The sequence below is a fragment of the Pseudomonas sp. NPDC087690 genome (genome assembly GCF_044743175.1).
Classification (GTDB): Bacteria; Pseudomonadota; Gammaproteobacteria; order Pseudomonadales; family Pseudomonadaceae; genus Aquipseudomonas.
The window spans coordinates 1-2,601 of sequence record NZ_JBIUVX010000087.1 but is presented as its reverse complement, the minus strand read 5'-3'; the positions used below and the strand labels follow the sequence as shown (position 1 = coordinate 2,601).

The 2,601-nt window shown below is 52.1% G+C and carries 3 protein-coding genes and 2 tRNA genes; all 5 read left to right on the top strand.

Annotated elements, in window-relative coordinates; genetic code table 11:
* Nucleotides 1-30: 30 nt before the first annotated feature.
* The 5 genes from ACIPIZ_RS29310 (at nucleotide 31) to nusG (ending at nucleotide 2,470) form a co-directional block, all read left to right on the top strand.
* Nucleotides 31-106: transfer RNA gene (locus ACIPIZ_RS29310), tRNA-Thr, on the top strand.
* A gap of 84 nt (nucleotides 107-190) precedes the next feature.
* A complete protein-coding gene (tuf, locus tag ACIPIZ_RS29305) occupies nucleotides 191-1,384 on the top strand; it encodes an elongation factor Tu (RefSeq protein ID WP_064392265.1) in 1,194 nt (397 codons plus the stop codon).
* Between the two features lie 53 nt (nucleotides 1,385-1,437).
* Nucleotides 1,438-1,513, top strand: a tRNA-Trp gene (locus ACIPIZ_RS29300).
* Between the two features lie 45 nt (nucleotides 1,514-1,558).
* Complete coding sequence (gene secE, locus ACIPIZ_RS29295) at nucleotides 1,559-1,927, top strand: preprotein translocase subunit SecE (protein ID WP_007916493.1); 369 nt, start codon at nucleotides 1,559-1,561, stop codon at nucleotides 1,925-1,927.
* A 9-nt stretch (nucleotides 1,928-1,936) separates the two neighbouring features.
* Complete coding sequence (gene nusG, locus ACIPIZ_RS29290) at nucleotides 1,937-2,470, top strand: transcription termination/antitermination protein NusG (protein ID WP_007916492.1); 534 nt, start codon at nucleotides 1,937-1,939, stop codon at nucleotides 2,468-2,470.
* The last annotated feature ends 131 nt before the right edge of the window (nucleotides 2,471-2,601 follow it).

The window sequence follows — 2,601 nt, the reverse complement described above, 5'->3', positions numbered from 1 at the left end:
TACAAGTTTGCAGGTTGTGCAAAGTGTTTCGCTCTTGTAGCTCAGTTGGTAGAGCACACCCTTGGTAAGGGTGAGGTCAGCGGTTCAAATCCGCTCAAGAGCTCCATATAACAAGGCAGATATGAAAATATCTGCCTTTGTTTTAATGGCTAATGTTGTTTGCTCAAATCTTCTGTTAAGGGTGATATCGATGGCTAAGGAAAAATTTGATCGTTCCCTGCCGCACGTCAACGTTGGGACCATTGGTCACGTTGACCACGGTAAAACCACTCTGACTGCTGCTCTGACTCGCGTTTGCTCCGAAGTTTTCGGTTCGGCAATCGTTGACTTCGACAAGATCGACAGCGCACCGGAAGAGAAAGCTCGCGGTATCACCATCAACACCGCACACGTTGAGTACAACTCGAAGATCCGTCACTACGCTCACGTTGACTGCCCAGGTCACGCTGACTATGTGAAGAACATGATCACCGGTGCTGCTCAAATGGACGGCGCTATTCTGGTTTGCTCGGCCGCTGATGGTCCGATGCCACAAACCCGTGAGCACATCCTGCTGTCCCGTCAGGTTGGCGTTCCGTACATCGTGGTTTTCCTGAACAAGGCTGACCTGGTAGACGACGCTGAACTGCTGGAACTGGTTGAGATGGAAGTTCGCGACCTGCTGTCCACCTACGACTTCCCGGGCGATGACACTCCAATCATCATCGGTTCGGCTCGTATGGCTCTGGAAGGCAAAGACGACAACGAGATGGGCACCACTGCCGTCAAGAAGCTGGTTGAAACTCTGGACAGCTACATCCCAGAACCAGTACGTCTGACCGACAAGCCGTTCCTGATGCCAATCGAAGACGTATTCTCGATCTCTGGTCGCGGTACTGTTGTGACTGGTCGTATCGAGCGCGGTATCGTTCGTGTTCAGGATCCTCTGGAAATCGTTGGTCTGCGTGACACCACCGTGACTACTTGCACCGGTGTTGAAATGTTCCGCAAGCTGCTCGACGAAGGTCGTGCTGGCGAGAACTGCGGCGTACTGCTGCGTGGCACCAAGCGTGACGACGTTGAGCGTGGTCAGGTTCTGGTTAAGCCGGGTACCGTTAAGCCGCACACCAAGTTCACCGCAGAAGTTTACGTTCTGAGCAAGGAAGAAGGCGGTCGTCATACTCCGTTCTTCAAAGGCTACCGTCCACAGTTCTACTTCCGTACTACTGACGTGACTGGTAACTGCGAGCTGCCAGAAGGCGTTGAAATGGTAATGCCAGGTGACAACATTCAGATGACTGTTACCCTGATCAAAACCATCGCGATGGAAGATGGTCTGCGTTTCGCTATCCGTGAAGGCGGTCGTACCGTCGGCGCTGGCGTCGTAGCTAAAATCATCGAGTAAGTTGTTGTAATGTCTTTTTCGGGCCGGCATAATGGTCGGCCTGATTTTGTTTTAGGTCAGTAGCTCAATTGGCAGAGCGACGGTCTCCAAAACCGTAGGTTGGGGGTTCGATTCCCTCCTGACCTGCCAGATTCACTTCGTGTGTCTGGCTTTCTTTTCACAGGATCTTCATAGATGACTCCTAAAGCTGAAGCTCAAGGCTCTCGCTTCGATCTGCTCAAGTGGCTTGTAGTAGTCGCTTTGGTGGTTGTTGGCGTTGTTGGCAATCAGTATTACTCTGCTTCGCCGATCCTGTACCGTGTACTCGCATTGCTTGTCATTGCTGCTGTAGCTGCCTTTGTAGGCTTGCAAACGGCGAAGGGCAAGTCTTTCTTTGTACTGGTTAAGGAAGCTCGCACCGAAATTCGTAAAGTCGTGTGGCCAACTCGCCAAGAAACCACGCAGACCACCCTTATCGTGGTGGCTGTTGTTCTGGTTATGGCGTTGCTGTTGTGGGGTCTTGATTCCCTGCTCGGCTGGCTTGTTTCCTTGATTGTCGGCTAAGGGTGTCCCGTGGCTAAGCGTTGGTACGTTGTGCATGCTTACTCGGGTTACGAGAAGCATGTAATGCGCTCGCTCGTCGAGCGCGTAAAGCTGGCTGGCATGGAAGATGGCTTCGGCGAGATTCTGGTTCCCACTGAAGAAGTGGTTGAAATGCGTAATGGCCAGAAACGCAAAAGCGAGCGAAAGTTCTTTCCAGGCTATGTGCTGGTTCAGATGGATATGAATGAGGGTACTTGGCACTTGGTCAAGGATACTCCTCGGGTGATGGGTTTTATCGGCGGTACTGCTGATAAGCCTGCGCCAATCACCGATAAAGAGGCGGAAGCAATTCTGCGTCGTGTTGCTGATGGTAGCGACAAGCCTAAGCCGAAGACTCTCTTCGAGCCAGGTGAAACGGTGCGAGTCAATGATGGTCCATTTGCTGATTTCAATGGCGTCGTTGAAGAAGTTAACTACGAAAAGAGCCGGATCCAAGTGGCAGTGCTCATTTTCGGTCGCTCTACCCCGGTAGAGTTGGAGTTCAGTCAGGTCGAAAAGGTCTAACTGGACAAGCATCCCAACCCCGCAGCCCTAGGCTGTGGGGTTTTGTCGTCACTGGGATAAACGCGCAAGTAACCGGGGTGCCTTTCGAGGCGTTCGTACCCGTAATTGGAGTGCCTCATGGCCAAGAAAAT